The following is an 18482-nucleotide window of genomic DNA, read 5'->3' on the forward strand; positions in this document are numbered from 1 at the left end:
GGCATGGCGGGCGATGACGCATCCGACTCGTCGCCCGAGCTTCTTCCCGAGGTTCGCCGGGTCTCCCCCGGCGACACCTTGCGGCTCTGTACCTGCGGGGCTTCGCCTTCGCTTCCCGATTGTCCCGCCGATTGCCGCAACGGCCTGACGCTCCACGCGACTCGCGAGCGCCTGCTGCTGTTGTGCCGTTGCGGGCGCTCCGCCGACCTGCCGTATTGCGACGGCAGCCACGCGCCGTCCGCCAGTGGGCTGAAGGGCAAATGGCGGCGGTTCCGCGGCTGAACGCAAATCTGTGATAGCGCGCACGAAGGTGTTGTGACGGGCGAACAAATGTTGCGCTTATCTGTCGTAAAGGCAGCGTCAAATATTCACCATGACAAGGCAGAATGCCATCATTTGGCGCCGGTAGTCGCGCAACCACCGACCGCCCTCGTGCAGCATTCGATTCGTGCGGAGAAAACGATGTACAAGCTGTGTTTCTATGTGCCTGAGAGCCATCTGGATGTCGTCAAGCAAGCGGTGTTCGCCGCGGGTGGCGGGCGCATCGGGGCGTACGACAGTTGCTGCTGGCAGTCCCTTGGCCAGGGCCAGTTCCGCCCCTTGGACGGTAGCCGTCCCTACCTGGGCCAGGTCGGTCAGGTCGAGCACGTGGCGGAGTGGAAGGTGGAGCTGGTGGTGGCCGACGAACTGATCCACGCCAGCGTCAAGGCGCTGAAGGCGGCGCATCCGTACGAGACCCCGGCCTACGAGGTCTGGCGCCTGACCGACATGGTCTTCTGAGCTTTCCTCGGACAAGCAAGAAGGGCGGCCAGTGGCCGCCCTTTTCGTTATCCGCCTCACGGGGAGAGCCCGACCTGGGGCTGTGGCGTGGCGCGAATAACCGCCTAGCGGTTATCCGCCGATTGACCGAGGTTCATCCCTCCTGCCGTCAGCGCCGCAGCAGCGGTTGCAGGGCCTGGCTCAGGGCCGCGGCGCGCGGGCCCACCAGGATATGGCAGATACCGCCGGCGAGCGAGCTGATGCCCTGGCCACCTAGGGTCCGCAACTGTTCGCTGGCCAGCTTGCGCTCGTCCGCCACGCTGACCCGCAGGCGGGTCAGGGCGATGCTCTGCACTTCTCGCAGGTTGTCGGCACCGCCCAGGGCGCCGAGCCAGGCCTGGGCTTCCGTGGCGTCGACGGCGGCCTGCGGCGGGGTCTCCTCGGTCGCGCCGGGGTTGTCCCGCGCCTGTTGCACTTCGCCCGGCTGGGTGGCGAACGGCAGGACGCGGCGGATCTCGTCGGCGATGCTGTCGGCCTGCGGGCCCACCACCACCTGCAGGCTGCCGGCCTTGCCCGGGCGCACCACGGCCATCGCACCGAGGGCCTTGAGCTGGGCGTCCGAGGCCTTGTCGCGATCCACCAGGCGCAGGCGCAGGCGGGTGGTGCAGGCGTCCACCACTTCGAGGTTGGCCGCGCCACCCAGGGCGCGGATGAACGCCGGGGCGCGCTCGGCCTCGGCGTTGTCGCTCGCCTCGCCGCTCGCGTCATCCTCGCGGCCCGGCGTCTTCAGGTTGAAGCGGCGGATGCAGAAGTCGAACACCAGGTAATAGATGCCGGCGTAGAGCAGGCCCAGCGGCCAGAGCATCCAGCCGTGGGTCGAGCGGCCCCAGCCCAGCGCCAGGTCGATGGCGCCGCCGGAGAAGGTGAAGCCGAGGCGGATATCGAGCAGGTCGGTAAGGGCCATGGACAGGCCGGTGAGCAGCGCGTGCAGCAGGTAGAGCAGCGGCGCGAGGAACATGAAGGCGAACTCCACCGGTTCGGTGACGCCGGTGAGGAAGGCGGTCAGGGCCATCGACAGGAGCAGCCCGCCGATCAGCTTGCGCCGCTCCGGGCGGGCGTTGCGGTACATCGCCAGGCAGGCGGCGGGCAGGCCGAACATCATCACCGGGAACATCCCGGCCATGAACTGGCCGCCCTTCGGATCGCCGGCGAAGTAGCGCGCCAGGTCGCCGGTGACGACGCGCCCGGTTTCCGGGTCGGTGAAGCTGCCGAAGACGAACCACACCAGGTTATTGAGGATGTGGTGCAGGCCGGTGACGATCAGCAGGCGGTTCAGCACGCCGAAGGCAAAGGCGCCAAGGCTGCCGCTCTCCAGCATCAGCTGGCCGAGGCCATTGATGCCCTGTTGCAGGGGGGGCCAGACCACCCCGAACAGCAGGCCCAGGCACACCGCGCTGATCCCCGTGGCGATCGGCACGAAGCGGCGCCCGCCGAAGAACGCCAGGTATTCGGGCAGCTTCACGTCCTTGAAGCGGTTGTACAGGGCGCCAGCCACCAGGCCGCTGATGATCCCGGAAAGCACACCCATTTCGATGCCCGGATCGATCACCTTGAGCACCGAGATCATCACCAGGTAGCCGATGGCCCCGGCGAGGCCGGCGGTGCCGTTGTTGTCGCGGGCGAAGCCGACCGCGATGCCGATGGCGAAGATCAGCGCCAGGTTGGCGAAGATCGCCTTGCCGGCGTCATGCACCAGTGGAATGTCGAGCAGGTCGACATCGCCCAGGCGCAGCAGCAGGCCGGCGATCGGCAGGATCGCGATCGGCAGCATCAGGGCGCGGCCCAGGCGTTGCAGGCTTTCGATCAGGAACGGGGGCATGGCGGGGTCTCCGGTTGTTCTTGTCAGGCCAGCGGCCAGTGTTGCAGGCAGGCTTCGCGCACCGCCCGGGCGCTGCCCAGCTCCAGCAGCGAGCGGGCCTTGTGCCGGCAGTCGGAGGCGTCGAGCTGGCGCACCCGCGCCTTGATCTCGCCGACCAGGCCCGGCCCCACGGAAAGCTCCTCGACGCCGAGGCCGACCAGTACCGGCGTCGCCAGCGGGTCCGAGGCCAGCGCCCCGCAGACGCCGACCCAGCGTCCGTGACGGGCGGCGCCGGCGCAGGCCTGGTCGATCAGTCGGAGCAGCGCCGGGTGCAGGGCGTCGATGCGGTCGGCGAGGCCGGCATGGCAGCGATCCATGGCCAGGGCGTACTGCGACAGGTCGTTGGTGCCGATCGAGAGGAAGTCGGCGTGCTCGGCCAACTGGTCGGCGAGCAGGGCGGCGGAAGGCACCTCGATCATCACGCCGAGTTCGGGCAGGCGCGCGATGCCCAGTTGCGCGGCCAGTTCGCCGAGGCGCTGGCGGATGGCGAGCAGTTCGTCGACCTCGCTGACCATCGGCAGCAGGATCCGGCAGCGCTGCAGCGGTTCGACCCGCAGCAGCGCGCGCAGCTGCTGGTCGAGCAGTTCCGGGCGCGCCTGGCCCAGGCGGATGCCGCGCAGGCCCAGCGCCGGGTTTTCCTCGGCGGGCAGCGGCAGGTAGTCGAGCTGCTTGTCGCCGCCGACATCGATGGTGCGGATGATCGCCTTGCGCTCGCCCATGGCGTCCAGGACCTCCTGGTAGGCGCAGCGCTGCTCCTCTTCGTCGGGCGCGGCGCGGCGCTCGAGGAAGAGGAACTCGGTGCGTAGCAGGCCGACCCCGTCGGCACCGTTGGCGAAGGCTTCGGCGGCCTCCTGCGGCGAGGCGACGTTGGCGCCGACTTCGATGCGCCGGCCGTCGCGGGTCAGCGCCTGGCGCTGGGCCTCGGCCTGCTGGCGCTGGCGTTGCTGCGCGCGGCGCCGGACCTCGGCGGCGACCTGCTGCAGTCGTTCGGGCGTGGGCGCCAGTTCCAGGCGGGCCTGCTCGCCGTCGAGCACGACCGGCCGGCCTTCCTCCAGTCCCAGCAGTGACGGGCCGAGCGCCACCAGGCAGGGCAGGCCCTTGCTGCGGGCGAGGATGGCCACGTGGGAGGTGGCGCCGCCTTCGACCATGCACAGGCCGGCGGCGCCGGCCTCGACCAGCGGGCCGAGGTCGGAGGGGGTGAACTCGTGGGCGACGACGATGGCGCCGGCCGGCACCTGCAGTTGCGCGGCGTCGCCGAGGAGCACGCGCAGCGCGCGTTTCTCCAGGTCGCGCAGGTCGTTGGCGCGTTCGGCGAGAAACGGGTTGCCCAGTGCCTGGAGAATCTCGCACTGCGCCTGGATCGCCCGGTGCCAGGCATGGGCGGCGCCGACCCCCTGGTCGATCAGCATGTCGGCGGCATCCAGCAGCCCCGGGTCCTCCAGCAGCGCCAGATGGGCGGAGAAGATCGCCGCTTCGTTTTCGTCGCCGCGCAGCCTGGCCTGCTGCAGGTTGCCCTGGACGTCGTCGCGCACCCGCTGCAGGGCCTGGTCCAGGGCGATGTGCTGCTCCTCGGGCCGATGCGGGCCGCCGTCGGCGGGCAGGTTGACGGCGCCGAGCCGGGCCAGGGGTCCGCTGGCCAGGCCGGGCGCGGCGCAGACCCCGGCCAGGGTACCGGCGGCCGCGGCCTCGGCTGGCGTGGCTGGTGGCGCATGGCGTGGCGAAGCGTCGGACGCTGTGGCCGGGGCGCCACTGGCGAGCGCCGCGAGCAGCGCGTCGAGTGCCGCCTGGCTGTCGTCGCCGCGGCAGATCACTTCCACTTCGTCCTGTTCGGCGACTCCCAGGCCCATGATCCCGACCAGGCTGTCGACGCTGGCCACCTGGCCGGCGAAATGCAGTTCGGCCTGGCTGGAAAAACCTTGCGCGGTCTTGCGCAACAGCGCCGCCGGCCGCGCATGCAGGCCGCCGTGGTGGGCGACCCGCGCAAGGCCCCGGGCCTGGGGCGTTTCGCCCGTGGCGGCGGATGCCGCGGCGGGACGCGCTTCGCTCTTTTCCGGACTCAATTGCAGCAACGGCGCGCCGACCTCCACCGGGTTGGTGGTCAGCGGGCGCACCTGGAAACCTTCGCCGTTGCTCAGGATCATCACCGTGATCAGGCTGCGGCTGCCGCGGGCGACACGGTCCAAGTCGAAGCGCAGCAGGGGCTGGCCCTCGATCACCCGCGCGCCTTCCTCGACCAGTGGCTGGAAGCCTTCGCCCTGCAGTTGCACGGTGTCCAGGCCGACGTGCAGCAGCAGCTCGGCGCCGTTGTCGGCGCGCAGGCTGAGGGCGTGGCGGGTCCGCGCGAGGTGGCTGACCACCCCGGCGCAAGGCGCGTGCAGGCAATCGTTCAGTGGGTCGATGGCGATGCCTTCGCCCAGCGTGCCGCTGGAAAACACCGGATCGGGGACTCGGCTGAGCGGCATCACGGGTCCGCTCAGGGGTGCTTTGAGGGCCAGGTTCTTGTTGTTCATGGGCGGGCGCTCGGGTTCAGTGGGTTCGGGTGACTTTGCTCAGGTGTCGTGGCTGGTCGGGGTCCATGCCGCGGGCTTCGGCCAGGCTGGCGGCCATGACGTAGAAGCTCTGGATCGCGAGGATCGGGTCGAGCGCCGGGTGCGCGGCGCGCAGTAGCGGCAGGTCGCGTCCGGCGACGTCGTCGGGGGCCGCGAGCAGGACCCGCGCGCCGCGCTGGCGCATGTCCTCGGCGAGCGCCAGCAGGCCGTCCTGTTCCGGGCCACGGGGGGCGAACAGCAGCAGCGGATAGCGCTCCTCGACCAGCGCCATCGGCCCATGGCGGACCTCGGCGCTGCTGAAGGCTTCGGCCTGGATCGCCGAGGTTTCCTTGAATTTCAGCGCAGCCTCCTGGGCGATGGCGTAGCCGGCGCCGCGACCGATCACCATCAGTCGCTGGCAGTCGCGCAGGACCTCGATGGCGGGCGACCAGTCGAGCCTGGCGGCCTGCTCCAGGCCGGTCGCCAGTGCCTGGCCGGCGTCCAGCAGGGCGGCATCGCGCTGCCAGTGGGCGAGCAGGCGGGCGCTGGCGGCGAGGGTGGCGATGAAGCTCTTGGTCGCGGCGACGCTGCGTTCCACGCCTGCGCCGAGCGGCACGACGAATTCACTGGCGGCTTCCAGCGGCGAGTCCTCGGCGTTCACCAGGGCGACGCTGAGCGCGCCGCGTTCACGGAGGGTGCGCAGGCTGTCCACCAGGTCGGGGCTCTGCCCGGATTGCGAGAAGGCGAAGGCGACCTGCCCGGCGACCCGCAGCGGCGAGCGGTTGAGGGTCACCACCGACATCGGCAGCGAGGCCACCGGCAGCCCGGCGTGCTGCATGGCCAGGTAGGCGAAGTAGCTGGCCGCGTGGTCGGAGCTGCCGCGCGCGACGGTCAGCGCCAGGTTCGGGTCCACTTCCCGCAGGCGCTGGCCAAGCGCCGGCAGGCGGGCATCGAGCACGGCCAGTTGGCGGCTCGCCACCGCGGCGGCGGAGAGCGCTTCCTCGAGCATCAGCGAAGTCATTCGAGTTCTCCTTCCACCATCACGGCGTCGAGCTCCAGGGAGCGGTCCAGGCGCACCACGTCGGCCCAGGCGCCGGGCGCCAGGCGGCCACGCTCGGCGAGGCCGAGGTAGTCGGCGGGGAACTGCGCGAGGCGTTGCGAGGCTTCCGCCAGCGGCAGGCCGATCTTCACCAGGTTGCGCAGCGCCTGGTCCATGGTCAGGGTGCTGCCGGCCAGGGTGCCGTCGGGCAGCCGCACGCCGCCCAGGCACTTGGTCACGGTGTGGCTGCCGAGCTTGTACTGGCCGTCGGGCATGCCGGCGGCGGCGGTGGAGTCGGTCACGCAGTACAGGCAGGGGATCGAGCGCAGGGCCACCTTGATCGCGCCGGGGTGCACGTGCAGCAGGTCGGGAATCAGCTCGGCGTAGCGCGCATGGGCCAGGGCCGCGCCGACGATGCCCGGTTCGCGGTGATGCAGGCCGGTCATCGCGTTGTAGAGGTGGGTGAAGCTGCTGGCGCCGGCTTCCAGGGCGGCCACGCCGTCCTCGTAGCTGCCCAGGGTATGGCCGACCTGCAGGCGCACGCCGCGTTCGGCGAGGGCGCGGATCAGTGGCTGGTGGCCGGCGATCTCCGGGGCGATGGTGATCACCCGGATCGGCGCGCGGCGCAGGTAGTCATCGACCTCCTCGAGCACCGCGGCGTGGGCGAAGTTGGGTTGCGCGCCGAGTTTTCCGGAGTTGATGTAGGGGCCTTCCAGGTGCACGCCGAGCACTCGTGAACCACCGGCCAGCGGCTTCCGGCAATACTCGCCGAGCTGGCTGAGGATGCCGGCGATTTCCTCGTGCGGGGCGGTCATGGTAGTGGCCAGCAGCGAGGTGGTGCCGAAACGCCGGTGGGTACGGGCGATGGTGGCGAAGGCGTCGCCGCCTTCCATGATGTCGCGGCCGCCGCCGCCATGCACGTGCAGGTCGATGAAGCCCGGCAGCAGATAGGGCAGGGAGTTGCCGGCTGGATCGACGGGATCGCCGTCGATCCGCTGGATGCGACCGTCCTGTATGTGCAGGCGGCCGAGGACCCAGCCTTGAGGGGTGAGGATGTTGCCTTCGAGCATGGCGGCTCCGTATCGGTCAGCGTCGCAGTTCGGCGACGAAGTCGTAGTAGTCGTTGCGGCAGTAGGTGTCGGTCAGCTCGATCGGGGTGTTGTCCTCGAGGTAGCCGATCCGCGTCATCAGCAGCATCGCGGTGCCCGGCTCGATGCCGACCAGCGCGGCATCGGCGGGCGAGGCGTTGATCGCGCGCACGTGCTGCAGGGCGCGGACCACCGGGCGGCCGATGCTGTCCAGGTATTCGTAGAGGGAGTCGCCGATCGCCGTCGGGTCGCTGAGCAGGCGTGCCGGCAGGGTGCTGTGCTCGATCGCCATCACCGTGCCGTCGGCCTTGCGCAGGCGTTTCAGGCGCGCGACCTTCTCGGTGGGCGACAGGCCGAGGCGGATCAGTTCGTCGTGGGTGGGCAGGGCGATGCCGCGCTCCAGCCAGGTGGAGCCGGGAGTGAAGCCTTTCAGGCGGAGCATCTCGCTGAAGCTGGAGAGGCGCGACAGCGGTTGTTCCAGGCGCGGGGTGATGAAGGTACCCGAGCCCTGGTTGCGACGGATCAGGCCCTGCTCGAAGAGGATTTCGAGAGCCTTGCGCGCGGTGACGCGGGAAATGTTCAGGGTTTCGCTGAGGCTGCGTTCGGAGGGCAGCGCTTCCTCGGCCTTCCACTGTCCGGCATGGATCGCGCTTTCGAGATTGCGCGCCAGTTGCAGATAGAGCGGAGTGGGCTGCGCCTCGTCGGGACGCAGGGCCAGGAGCAGGTCGTGGGCTGTCTTCATGGAAAGGTTCCAGTGCGGATTGCGTTGTTGTCGCCCGGTAATGGCGGAAAAATTAATACCACTTGAATACCACGTCAATGCCAGTTGCACGGAGCGCGCGCGTCAGCCTGCCGTCTCCTCGAGCGAGACGGCCTGGGTACGGGATGCAAGGGCTTGACGGAAAAAAGAAAACGCCGCCGGAAAGGTTCGCGGCGGCGTTCGTGGCGTGGCTGACGGCTGACGAGTGGTATCAGCCTGGTTCTGTCAGGGGCGGATCTCGATCAGCGTGCCGTCCTTCACGACGCTCCAGACTTCGCGCATGTCGGTGTTGTTCATGGCGATGCAGCCATTGGTCCAGTCCAGGGTGGAGAAGTACCACTCCGGGTATTCGTCATCCAGCGGGGTGCCGTGGATCATGATCATGCCGCCGGCCGGCAGGCCCTTTTCCCGGGCCTTGGCCACGTCGCGGGCGTTGGGGTAGGAAATGTGCATGGACAGGTTGTAGTTGTTGCTGGTCTTGCGCCAGTCGATCCAGTAGAAGCCTTCCGGCGTGCGGTTGTCGCCTTCGGCCAGCTTCGGCCCGGTGGGGCGCTTGCCCAGCGAGACGCGATAGCTCTTGAGGACGTTGCCTTTGTTGAGGAGCAGCAGTTTTCGCTCGGACTTGAGCACCAGGACCTTGTCCACCTTGCCGTCCAGCGTCGGCGCGGCATTGGCCTGGATCAGACTGGCGAAGGTCAAGCACAGCACAGCAAGCAACCAGCGCATGGAAGTGAGATCCCCGATGTTCCCTTGAGCCGCAACGGCGGCGGTGTTCGAGTGTTTGGCGGTCAGTCTTTCTTATGGGAAGCCAGCATAGGCGTGATGGCTTCGTTGCGCACCGGGAAGCATCCTTCGCGGCGATCGCTGAAGTAGCATTCTAAGGTACGGCCGATGGTCGGAAAAGCCAGCTCCGACCAGGGAATCTCCGCTTCGTCGAAAAGCCGCACTTCCAGGCTCTCGTCGCCCGCGGAGAAATCCAGGTCGAGCAGCTCGGCGCGGAAGAACAGGTAGACCTGGCTGATGTGCGGCAGGTCGAACAGGGTGTAGAGCTGCAGGTCGCCGATCCGCGCGTTGGCTTCTTCCTCTGTCTCGCGGACCGCCGCCTGGGCGAGGGTCTCTCCGTTCTCCATGAAGCCGGCCGGGAGCGTCCAGTAGCCCAGGCGCGGCGCGATGGCGCGACGGCAGAGCAGGACCCGGCCGTCCCGCACCGGCAGGCTGCCGGCGACGATCCGCGGATTCTGGTAGTGCACGGTATGGCAGGCGTCGCAGACGTAGCGCAGGCGGTTGTCGCCGTCCGGGATGCGCTCGACCACCGTGGCGCCGCACTGGCTGCAGAATTTCATGCGGGCTTCTTCTTCGGGAAAAGGCCTATCTTGCTCGGCCGGCCCGGGGGCGACAAGGGGCCTGTACGGAAGGGGTGGGCTGCCCGTGGCTTTCGTGCCATGATCTCGGGGAAACGACAAGACCTCGGAAACCCCGGCAGTATGAACTGCACGCTCGACGAGCTGCGCCAACGCATCGAGGCGCACCGCCCCCGCCAACTGGATACCGACCAGCGCTTCCCCGAAGCGGCCGTGCTGGTGCCCATCACCCGCAGCGACGACCCGGAGCTTGTGCTGACCCTGCGCGCCGCCGGCCTGTCCACCCATGGTGGCGAAGTCGCCTTCCCGGGCGGCCGACGCGACCCGGAAGACGCCGACCTGGTGCGCACCGCCCTGCGCGAGGCGGAGGAGGAGATCGCCCTGCCACCGGGCCTGGTGGAAGTGGTCGGGCCGCTGAGTACCCTGGTCTCCCGGCATGGGATCAAGGTCACACCCTATGTCGCCTTCATTCCCGACTTCGTCGAGTACCAGCCCAACGATGGCGAGATCGCCGCGGTGTTCAACGTGCCGCTGAGTTTCTTTCGCGACGATCCGCGCGAGGTCACCCACCGCATCGATTACTTCGGTCGCAGCTGGTACGTGCCCAGCTATCGTTTCGGCGAGTTCAAGATCTGGGGCCTGACCGCCATCATGGTGGTGGAACTGGTCAACCTGCTTTTCGACGACCCGATCGACCTGCACACGCCACCGGCTTCCTTCATCAAACTGAGTTGACCGACGGGGCGCAGACCCCGGCCACGAGGAGATCGCGATGAAATACCGCCTGGGCGACGCCCGCGTCGAAACCCATCCCGACAGCTGGATCGCCCCCACCGCCGCGGTGATCGGCAAGGTTCGCCTGGACGCCGGCGCCAGCGTCTGGTTCGGCGCGGTGCTGCGCGGCGATAACGAACTGATCCATATCGGCGAGCACAGCAACGTCCAGGACGGCGCGGTGATGCACACCGACATGGGGTATCCGCTGAGCCTCGGCAAGGGCGTCACCGTCGGCCACAACGCCATGCTGCACGGCTGCACGGTGGGCGACTACAGCCTGGTGGGGATCAACGCGGTGATCCTCAACGGGGCGAAGATCGGCAAGTACTGCATCATCGGCGCCAACGCGCTGATTCCCGAGGGCAGGGAAATACCCGACGGCTCGCTGGTGATGGGCTCGCCAGGCAAGGTCGTGCGCGAGCTGAGCGAACCGCAGAGGAAGATGCTCGAGGCCAGCGCCGCCCACTATGTGCACAACGCCCGCCGCTACGCCCGCGACCTCGCCGAGGACCTGGGGTGAACGAGCGGCCGGTGGCTTCGCCCTGCGTCCACGTCTGTGCGCTGGACGAGCAGGATATCTGCATCGGCTGCCAGCGCACGGCGTCCGAGATCACCCGCTGGGGCCTGATGAGCGACGACGAGCGCCGCGAGGTGCTTGGCCGCTGCGTCGCACGCGCCAAGGCGCAAGGCCTGCTCAGCGGTTCCGCCTGAGGTGGAACCCGTTTTCCTTCATTTCCGAGGTTCGTCCATGACCCGTATCGGTACCCCCCTGTCGCCGAGCGCGACCCGCGTCCTCCTCTGTGGCTCCGGCGAGCTGGGCAAGGAGGTCGCCATCGAGCTGCAACGCCTGGGTTGCGAGGTGATCGCCGTCGATCGCTACGACAACGCCCCGGCCATGCAGGTGGCGCATCGCAGCCACGTGATCAGCATGCTCGACGGCGCCGCCCTGCGCGCGGTGATCGAGCAGGAGAAGCCACACTACATAGTCCCGGAGATCGAGGCCATCGCCACCGCCACCCTGGTCGAGCTGGAGGCCGAAGGCTACACCGTGGTGCCCACCGCCCGCGCCGCGCAACTGACCATGAACCGCGAAGGCATCCGTCGGTTGGCTGCCGAGGAACTCGGCCTGCCGACCTCGCCCTATCACTTCGCCGATACCTTCGAGGACTACCGCCTGGGCGTCGAGCGCGTCGGCTACCCCTGCGTGGTGAAGCCGATCATGAGCTCGTCGGGCAAGGGCCAGAGTGTCCTGAAAGGCCCCGACGACCTGCAGGCGGCCTGGGACTACGCCCAGGAAGGTGGGCGCGCCGGCAAGGGCCGGGTGATCGTCGAGGGCTTCATCGATTTCGACTACGAGATCACCCTGCTCACCGTGCGCCATGTCGGCGGTACCACTTTCTGCGCGCCGATCGGTCACCGCCAGGTCAAGGGCGACTACCACGAGTCCTGGCAGCCGCAGGCGATGAGCGCGCAGGCCCTGGCCGAGTCCGAGCGGGTCGCCCGGGCGGTGACCGAGGCCCTCGGCGGACGCGGGCTGTTCGGCGTCGAACTGTTCGTCAAGGGCGACCAGGTGTGGTTCAGCGAGGTGTCGCCGCGCCCGCACGATACCGGCCTGGTGACCCTGATTTCCCAGGATCTTTCCGAGTTCGCCCTGCACGCACGGGCGATCCTCGGCCTGCCGATCCCGCTGATCCGCCAGTTCGGCCCGTCGGCCTCGGCGGTGATCCTGGTGGAAGGCAAGTCCGACCGGGTCGCCTTCGCCAACCTCGGCGCCGCCCTGGGTGAGGCGGATACCGCGCTGCGCCTGTTCGGCAAGCCGGAAGTGGATGGCCAGCGGCGGATGGGGGTGGCCCTGGCGCGCGACGAGTCCATCGATGCCGCGCGGGCCAAGGCGACCCGTGCCGCCCAGGCGGTTCGCGTCGAACTCTGAGATGCGCCGGCTGGCATCGCTGGCCTGGTGGGCGGCGGCTCTGCCGTTGCTCCCACTGGTGGTGCCGCTGGCTATCCGTACCCGCCGCCGGGCCTTGCGCCTGGCGCCCGCGGCGGGACCTCGCGAAGGGCTGGCCGGAGAGCCCGGCAGCGGAGAGCCGCTGCGCTTGCTGTTGTTCGGTGAGTCGACGGTAGCCGGGGTTGGCGCCAGTTGCCTGGACTACGCCCTCGCCGGCCGCCTGGCCGCGGCGCTGGGCGAGCGTCTGCGGCGCCCGGTGGCCTGGCTGGCGCTGGGCGAGAACGGCATCACCAGCGGCGAGGCGCGCGAACGCCTGCTACCGCAGGTGGAAGGACGTTTCTTCGACCGGGTGATCCTGGTCTTCGGCGTCAACGACACCACCGGCCTGCGCTCCCTCGAACGCTGGCGAACCGATTGCGCTGCCCTTATCGGAGCCTTCCAGGCGGCCGGCGCGCAGGTGATCTGCACCGCGGTGCCGCCGCTGCGGCATTTCTCCGCCCTGCCCGGTTTGCTGCGGGCCCTGCTGGGGTGGCGCGGGCGGCTGCTCGACGAGGCGTTGCGCGATCTCGCTGGCGCGGCCGGCGCCGGCTACTGCCCGATCTCGCTGGACCTGCTTCCGGGCTACCTGGCCATCGACGGCTTTCATCCGTCGCAACTGGGCTACCAGGTCTGGGCCTCCTCCCTCGCCGACTGGCTGGCGGCGAGGGAAGAGGGTGGCGCCGCGGACCCCTGAGCGGGATTCAGGGTGCTGCGCCGAGGTCGTTGTCGCGGGTCTCCTTCAGGCACAGTACCGCCAGCAGGCTGAGCAGCGCCGCCGCCGAGACGTAGCCGCCGACCCAGCCCAGGCCGCCGATGCCGACCAGCTTCTGGGCGATGTAGGGCGCCACCGATGCGCCAAGGATGCCGCCCAGGTTGTAGGCCGCCGACGCGCCGGTGTAGCGCACGTGGGTGGGGAAGATTTCCGGCAGCAGCGCGCCCATCGGGGCGAAGGTGACGCCCATCAGGAACAATTCGATGCAGAGGAACAGGGCGACGCTGAATGCCGAGCCCTGGCTCAGCAGCGGCTCCATGGCGAACCCGGAGGCGAGCGCCGCCAGGCTGCCGAGCAGCAGTACCGGCTTGCGCCCGAAGCGGTCGCTGAGCCAGGCCGAGAGTGGCGTGGCGGCGGCCATGAAGAGCACGGCGAGGCACAGCAGACCGAGGAACTCCTCGCGGCTGAAGCCCAGGCTGGCGACTCCGTAGCTCAGCGAGAACACCGTGGAGATATAGAACAGCGCATAGCACACCACCATCGCCAGGGCGCCGAGCAGGGTCGGCCGCCAGTGCTGGGCGAACAGCTCGGCGATCGGCAGGCGGACCCTCTCGTGCCTGGCCATGGCCTTGGCGAACACCGGGGTCTCCGCCAGCTTCAGGCGCACATAGAGGCCGACGATCACCAGCGCCGCGCTGAGCAGGAACGGGATCCGCCAGCCCCACTCACGGAATTGCTCCTCGCTGAGCAGCATCGCCAGGGCCAGGAACAGGCCGTTGGCGGCGAGGAAGCCGATCGACGGGCCGAGCTGGGGAAACATGCCGAACCAGGCGCGTTTGCCGGCCGGCGCGTTCTCCGTAGCCAGCAGTGCGGCGCCGCCCCATTCGCCGCCGAGGCCGAGGCCCTGGCCGAAGCGCAGCAGGCAGAGTAGCAACGGAGCCCAGTAGCCGATGCTGTCGTAGCCGGGGAGGACGCCGATCAGGGTGGTGGAGACCCCCATCAGCAGCAGCGAGGCGACCAGGGTCGACTTGCGCCCGATGCGGTCGCCGAAGTGGCCGAACAGCGCCGAGCCCAGCGGACGGGCGAGAAAGGCGATGCCGAAGGTGAGGAAGGCGCTGAGCATCTGCGCGGTGCCGGATGTCTGCGGGAAGAATACCGGGCCGATCACCAGGGCGGCGGCGGTGGCGTAGACGTAGAAATCGTAGAACTCGATGGCGGTGCCGATGAAGCTGGCGACGGCGACCCGGGTGGTCGAGTTGGCCGCTTCCGGAGTGGGGGCGGCGGCGAGGGTGGCGGCGGTCATGGTGGGGAGGTCCCTGGCAGTCAGGGCAGGACGGAGTGCTTCCGTGCGGCCGGATGGTTATGCCAGCGCGCCGATGCGGCGGCGCGGCGCCCGGGTGGGGCGGACGAGGTCGGTCGCGCAGGGAGGGTGAGCCTGCGCGCCGTGCGCCGGCTGGACCGTCGGCGGTGGGCCGGACGGGCAGGCGGGACTGGCGGGTGACTGGCCGGGGCTCGGGCTGCGGGTAGCGGCGGAGCCGGCGGCAGGGCTGGATAAGCTGGGTCGATTATAGAGCGCCGCGGGGCGGGTTCGGCAATCCCGGATCAGGCCCCGGTGTCGCTCTCCAGCAGTGGGGCCAGGGCGCGGGGATGCCAGGCGCGCACGCTCTTCACGCGGTTTTCCGCCGACTGCTGGATCTCCAGGCAGTAGGGGCCGATACGCAGGCACACCGCGCAGTCGGGAATCTGCTCCAGTGCCTCGGTGACCAGGCCGTTGAGGGTCTTCGGCCCGTCGCAGGGCAATTGCCAGCCGAGCGACTTGTTCAGCTCGCGCAGGTTGGCGCTGCCGTCGATGACGAAGCTGCCGTCTTCCTGGGCCTGGATGTCCGGGTTGTCGAGGCTGTCGAGGTCGTTGAAGTCGCCGACGATCTCTTCGAGGATGTCCTCCAGGGTGACGATGCCGATCACCTCGCCGTATTCGTCCACCACCACGCCGATGCGGCGCTTTTCCTTCTGGAAGTTCACCAGTTGGGTCGACAGCGGCGTGCTTTCCGGCACGAAGTACGGCTCGACGCAAGCCTGGCGGAGGTTGTCCTTGGTCAGCCGGCCCTGGGTCAGCAGGCGCGCGATCTGCCGCATGTGGACGATGCCTTCGATCTGGTTGACGTCGTCGCGGTACACCGGCAGGCGCGTGTGGCTGGTGGTGCGCAACTGCTCGACGATGTCCTCGAGCGGGTCGTCGAGGTCGATGCCTTCGACTTCGTTGCGCGGGATCATCAGGTCGTTGACCGTGACCCGTTCCAGGTCCAGCAGGCCGAGCAGCATGTCCTGGCGGCTGACCTCGGTCGCCTGCGGGTTATCGGCGGGGCGCAGGGCTTCCTCGTCGCGACTGCGGCCCTCGTCGCGCTCCGCCGCGGCGACGCCGAGCAGGCGCAGCAGGGCGTTGCTGAGGGCGGTCAGCAGCCACAGCAGCGGCCAGCACAGGCGTTGCAGCAGGAGCAGCGGCAGGCTCGCCGGCAGCGCCACGTGCTCGGCGCGCAGGGCGCCGTAGCGACGCGGCAGCAGCGCGCCGAACAGCAGCAGGAGCAGGGTCAGGCCGGGGATCGCGACGGCCAGGCCGATGACGCCCCAGTGGCGCACCGCGGCCCAGCTGGCCAGGGCGGCGGCGCTGACATTGACCAGGGTGCGGCCGATCAGCAGGGTGCCGCGCAGGCGGTCGTCGTGCAGCAGCAGCCAACTGCTGCGCCGGGCCCCGCGCAGCCCTTGCTTGGCCTGCAGGCGCAGGCGGTAACGGTCGAGGTTGAGCAGGGCGGTCTCGACGCAGGAGAAGAACGCCGAGCAGGCGACCAGGAGAACCAGCAGGCCGACCAGGTACCCGGGGTGCAGCTCATCCATGAAGGAGGCCCATCAGATGTGCAGGATGAATTCCCGCACCAGCTTGCTGCCGAAATACGCCAACATCAACAGGCAGAAACCGGCCAGGGTCCAGCGGATCGCCTTGTGGCCGCGCCAGCCGAGCTGGTGGCGGCCCCACAGGAGCACGGCGAAGACCACCCAGGCGAAGCAGGAGAGGATGGTCTTGTGCGCCAGGTGCTGGGCGAACAGGTTGTCGACGAACAGCCAGCCGGACAGCAGGGACAGCGAGAGCAGCGACCAGCCACCCCAGAGAAAGCCGAACAGCAGGCTTTCCATGGTCTGCAGCGGTGGGAAGTTGCGGATCAGCCCGGACGGGTGCTTGTGCTTGAGGCGATAGTCCTGGAGCAGCAGCAACAGCGCCTGGAACACCGCGATGGTGAGCAGGCCATAGGCCAGGATCGACAGCAGGATATGGGCGAGGATGCCCGGCTGCTCGTTGATCGGCTCGACGGTGCCGTGGGGGATGAATACCGCCAGCAGGGTGGTGAGGGCGCCCAGCGGGAATAAAAGAAGGAGCAGGTTCTCCACCGGTATCCGCAGGGTCGCCAGCAGGGTCAGGAGGATCACCGCGGCGGCGATCAGGCTGGCGGCGTTGAAGAAGTCCAGCACCAGTCCGGCCGGGGTCAGCAATTGCTGGTAGAGGCTGAAGGCGTGGGCGGCCAGCGCGAGGATGCCGAACCCGAGCAGCAGGGGTTTGCCCGGCGTGGTGCGCCTGGCCAGGCAGGCGCCGTGGTAGGCGGTGGTGCCGAGGTAGAGAACAGCAGCGATGAGGCTGGGCAGCAGGGGATGCATAAGTCCTTGTAATCGCGGGCCCGAAAGGGAGGGAGTTTGGCATAGAACGAGCGTCGCGAGAAAGCCGTTGCGAACAGTTCTCTCGTGCCTGTGGCCGGGTTGGCGGACCGCCTGCCGCGGGCGCCGCGACCTCCTGGCCGGGCAGTCGTCCCGGCAAAGACGGAACGCGTCGGCAAATCAAGGACTTGAGGCTGGCCCCCGGTCGTCGCCGGACACACACTCCGTCTTTCATCGCGTGTCCCGCGACGCGCTCTTGGTTATAATCCGCCGCTTGCCGCAACCCCCGTGGAAGGATCGCGCATGTTCGAAAACCTTACAGACCGCCTCTCGCAGACGCTTCGCCATGTCACCGGCAAGGCCAAGCTGACCGAGGACAACATCAAGGACACTCTGCGCGAAGTGCGCATGGCCCTGCTCGAGGCCGACGTGGCCCTGCCGGTGGTCAAGGACTTCGTCAACAAGGTCAAGGAGCGCGCCGTCGGTACCGAGGTCTCGAAGAGCCTGACCCCGGGACAGGCGTTCGTGAAGATCGTCCGCGCCGAGCTCGAGGAGCTGATGGGCGCGGCCAACGAGGACCTGGCGCTGAGCGTCGCGCCGCCGGCGGTGATCCTGATGGCCGGCCTGCAGGGTGCGGGCAAGACCACCACCGCGGGCAAGCTGGCGCGCTTCCTTAAGGAACGCAAGAAGAAGTCGGTGATGGTGGTTTCCGCCGACGTCTACCGACCCGCCGCGATCAAGCAGCTGGAAACCCTGGCGAGCGAGGTCGGCGTAACCTTCTTCCCTTCCGACGTCAGCCAGAAGCCGGTGGCCATCGCCGAGGCGGCGATCCGCGAGGCGAGGCTGAAGTTCATCGACGTGGTGATCGTCGATACCGCCGGTCGCCTGCACATAGACGCCGACATGATGGACGAGATCAGGCAGGTGCACGCGGCGATCAAGCCGGTGGAGACCCTGTTCGTGGTCGACGCCATGACCGGCCAGGACGCCGCCAATACCGCCAAGGCCTTCAATGACGCCTTGCCGCTGACCGGCGTGGTCCTGACCAAGGTCGACGGCGACGCGCGTGGCGGTGCCGCGCTCTCGGTGCGGGCCATCACCGGCAAGCCGATCAAGTTCCTCGGCATGGGCGAGAAGAGCGAGGCGCTCGATCCGTTCCATCCCGACCGCGTGGCCTCGCGCATCCTCGGCATGGGCGACGTGCTCAGCCTGATCGAGCAGGCCGAGCAGAACCTCGACCGCGACAAGGCCGAGAAGCTGGCGAAGAAGATCAAGAAGGGCAAGGGCTTCGACCTGGAGGACTTCCGCGACCAGCTGCAACAGATGAAGAACATGGGCGGCCTCGGCGGGCTCATGGACAAGCTGCCGATGCTCGGCGGGGTCAACCTGGCGCAGATGGGCAACGCCCAAGGCGCGGCGGAGAAGCAGTTCAAGCAGATGGAGGCGATCATCAACTCGATGACCCCCGGCGAACGGCGCGACCCGGAAATGATCAGCGGCTCGCGCAAGCGCCGCATCGCCCTCGGCTCCGGCACCCAGGTGCAGGACGTCGGCCGGCTGATCAAGCAGCACAAGCAGATGCAGAAGATGATGAAGAAGGTCACCGCCAAGGGCGGCATGGCCAGGATGATGCGAGGCATGGGCAGCATGTTCCCGGGGGGCATGCCCAAGCTTTGATCGGACGCGCGGCCGCTGGCCACGCCGGCGGGTCCGCTCCGTCGGCCGGCGGGCGGACCGCGCGCTTCTCGCGCTCTCCGCGCCGGCCGATGGGTGGCCGAAAAAGAGATTTGCAAATTCCCCGATAATCCTTAGAATATGCGGCCTTTCGGGCCGTGGGCCCAGCGTGCATTC

18 protein-coding genes are annotated in these 18482 nt (G+C 68.8%); 8 read left to right on the forward strand and 10 right to left on the reverse strand.

Features of this window, described 5'->3' with window-relative positions:
- Positions 1 to 3: 3 nt before the first annotated feature.
- Entirely contained in the window at positions 4 to 282 is a 279-nt protein-coding gene (locus tag PSPA7_RS30815) for a CDGSH iron-sulfur domain-containing protein (RefSeq protein WP_003156962.1), read from the forward strand.
- Positions 283 to 462: 180 nt separating this feature from the next.
- A complete protein-coding gene (locus PSPA7_RS06470; protein ID WP_003156963.1) occupies positions 463 to 780 on the forward strand; it encodes a YqfO family protein in 318 nt (105 codons plus the stop codon).
- A 148-nt stretch (positions 781 to 928) separates the two neighbouring features.
- Here the strand turns inward: PSPA7_RS06470 and nagE are convergent, their stop codons facing one another.
- From nagE to PSPA7_RS06505, 7 genes are all read right to left on the reverse strand, one after another.
- Positions 929 to 2638, reverse strand: a complete 1710-nt coding sequence (gene nagE / locus PSPA7_RS06475; protein WP_012074599.1) for an N-acetylglucosamine-specific PTS transporter subunit IIBC — start codon at positions 2636 to 2638, stop codon at positions 929 to 931.
- 23 nt (positions 2639 to 2661) lie between these two features.
- On the reverse strand, positions 2662 to 5187 hold the full coding sequence (gene ptsP / locus PSPA7_RS06480; RefSeq protein ID WP_012074600.1) for a phosphoenolpyruvate--protein phosphotransferase: 2526 nt from the start codon (positions 5185 to 5187) through the stop codon (positions 2662 to 2664).
- A gap of 16 nt (positions 5188 to 5203) precedes the next feature.
- Positions 5204 to 6226 (reverse strand): SIS domain-containing protein, encoded by a 1023-nt coding sequence (locus tag PSPA7_RS06485; protein WP_012074601.1) that lies wholly within the window; start codon positions 6224 to 6226, stop codon positions 5204 to 5206.
- Entirely contained in the window at positions 6223 to 7314 is a 1092-nt protein-coding gene (gene nagA, locus PSPA7_RS06490) for an N-acetylglucosamine-6-phosphate deacetylase (RefSeq protein ID WP_012074602.1), read from the reverse strand. The genes PSPA7_RS06485 and nagA overlap by 4 nt, the downstream gene beginning before the upstream one ends.
- A gap of 16 nt (positions 7315 to 7330) precedes the next feature.
- Positions 7331 to 8074: a GntR family transcriptional regulator gene (locus tag PSPA7_RS06495; RefSeq protein WP_003157727.1), complete on the reverse strand. Its 744-nt coding sequence runs from the start codon at positions 8072 to 8074 to the stop codon at positions 7331 to 7333.
- Positions 8075 to 8317: 243 nt separating this feature from the next.
- A complete protein-coding gene (locus PSPA7_RS06500; protein WP_012074604.1) occupies positions 8318 to 8818 on the reverse strand; it encodes a L,D-transpeptidase family protein in 501 nt (166 codons plus the stop codon).
- A gap of 62 nt (positions 8819 to 8880) precedes the next feature.
- Positions 8881 to 9435: an NUDIX hydrolase gene (locus tag PSPA7_RS06505; protein WP_003157725.1), complete on the reverse strand. Its 555-nt coding sequence runs from the start codon at positions 9433 to 9435 to the stop codon at positions 8881 to 8883.
- Between the two features lie 141 nt (positions 9436 to 9576).
- On the opposite strand from PSPA7_RS06505, the gene PSPA7_RS06510 reads away from it, so the two are divergent.
- From PSPA7_RS06510 to PSPA7_RS06530, 5 genes are read left to right on the forward strand one after another with little or no spacing between them, the layout of a single operon-like run.
- Positions 9577 to 10188, forward strand: coding sequence for a CoA pyrophosphatase (locus PSPA7_RS06510; RefSeq protein ID WP_003157724.1), 612 nt, complete (start codon positions 9577 to 9579; stop codon positions 10186 to 10188).
- Between the two features lie 37 nt (positions 10189 to 10225).
- Positions 10226 to 10750 (forward strand): gamma carbonic anhydrase family protein, encoded by a 525-nt coding sequence (locus PSPA7_RS06515; protein ID WP_003157723.1) that lies wholly within the window; start codon positions 10226 to 10228, stop codon positions 10748 to 10750.
- Positions 10747 to 10941: a DUF1289 domain-containing protein gene (locus PSPA7_RS06520; protein ID WP_012074605.1), complete on the forward strand. Its 195-nt coding sequence runs from the start codon at positions 10747 to 10749 to the stop codon at positions 10939 to 10941. The genes PSPA7_RS06515 and PSPA7_RS06520 overlap by 4 nt, the downstream gene beginning before the upstream one ends.
- Positions 10942 to 10978: 37 nt before the next feature.
- Positions 10979 to 12160 carry a formate-dependent phosphoribosylglycinamide formyltransferase gene (gene purT, locus PSPA7_RS06525; protein WP_012074606.1) on the forward strand — a complete coding sequence of 394 codons (1182 nt, stop codon included), beginning with the start codon at positions 10979 to 10981 and terminating at the stop codon, positions 12158 to 12160.
- Between the two features lies 1 nt (position 12161).
- The gene (locus PSPA7_RS06530) at positions 12162 to 12911 is read left to right on the forward strand and encodes an SGNH/GDSL hydrolase family protein (RefSeq protein WP_012074607.1); all 750 of its coding nucleotides are present in this window, start codon (positions 12162 to 12164) and stop codon (positions 12909 to 12911) included.
- Positions 12912 to 12918: 7 nt separating this feature from the next.
- On the opposite strand, the gene PSPA7_RS06535 is transcribed toward PSPA7_RS06530, so the two are convergent.
- From PSPA7_RS06535 to PSPA7_RS06545, 3 genes are all read right to left on the reverse strand, one after another.
- A complete protein-coding gene (locus tag PSPA7_RS06535; protein WP_012074608.1) occupies positions 12919 to 14232 on the reverse strand; it encodes an MFS transporter in 1314 nt (437 codons plus the stop codon).
- Positions 14233 to 14531: 299 nt separating this feature from the next.
- Positions 14532 to 15821 (reverse strand): HlyC/CorC family transporter, encoded by a 1290-nt coding sequence (locus PSPA7_RS06540; protein ID WP_012074609.1) that lies wholly within the window; start codon positions 15819 to 15821, stop codon positions 14532 to 14534.
- 12 nt (positions 15822 to 15833) lie between these two features.
- On the reverse strand, positions 15834 to 16634 hold the full coding sequence (locus PSPA7_RS06545) for a cytochrome C assembly family protein (RefSeq protein WP_012074610.1): 801 nt from the start codon (positions 16632 to 16634) through the stop codon (positions 15834 to 15836).
- A gap of 300 nt (positions 16635 to 16934) precedes the next feature.
- Here PSPA7_RS06545 and ffh point away from each other — a divergent pair, with 300 nt between their 5' ends.
- Positions 16935 to 18308, forward strand: a complete 1374-nt coding sequence (gene ffh, locus PSPA7_RS06550; RefSeq protein WP_003153961.1) for a signal recognition particle protein — start codon at positions 16935 to 16937, stop codon at positions 18306 to 18308.
- The last annotated feature ends 174 nt before the right edge of the window (positions 18309 to 18482 follow it).

Source organism: Pseudomonas paraeruginosa PA7, assembly GCF_000017205.1.
Taxonomy (GTDB): Bacteria; Pseudomonadota; Gammaproteobacteria; order Pseudomonadales; family Pseudomonadaceae; genus Pseudomonas; species Pseudomonas paraeruginosa.